1 protein-coding gene is annotated in these 326 nt (G+C 42.6%); it reads left to right on the top strand.

Going from position 1 to position 326, the window contains the following annotated elements:
* On the top strand, positions 1-171 hold a 171-nt coding region (locus ACM6JA_RS22805), incomplete at its 5' end, for a zinc ribbon domain-containing protein (RefSeq protein WP_414854181.1).
* Positions 172-326: the final 155 nt, after the last annotated feature.

Genomic DNA, 326 nt, shown 5'->3' with positions numbered 1-326 from the left:
ATTCGCTTCATGGAAGCCGACAAGTGGTATCCTTCATCAAAAACCTGCTCTGATTGCGGTGAGGTCAAGAAAGACTTAAAGCTTTCAGATCGAATATTCAAATGTGTTTGTGGGCTAGTGGTAGATAGAGATGTAAACGCTTCTATTAACCTAGCAAAATTAGCGAGCTAACCCCAATAAGTTACCGCTAATCTGTAGGATTCGTTGTATCCGAATTTACGCCTGTGGAGTGTCCTATCAGATGCGAGTAGCTTCGGCCAAAGCAGACACAGAGAAGCAGGAAGCAAACAAAAGATGTGTAGACTTTTACAATCTTTTGGCAACGG

The organism is Brevibacillus sp. IT-7CA2, assembly GCF_949767855.1.
Taxonomy (GTDB): Bacteria; Bacillota; Bacilli; order Brevibacillales; family Brevibacillaceae; genus Brevibacillus.
The sequence above is the reverse complement of the archived record's forward strand: the minus strand, read 5'-3'. Positions and strand labels throughout refer to the sequence as shown.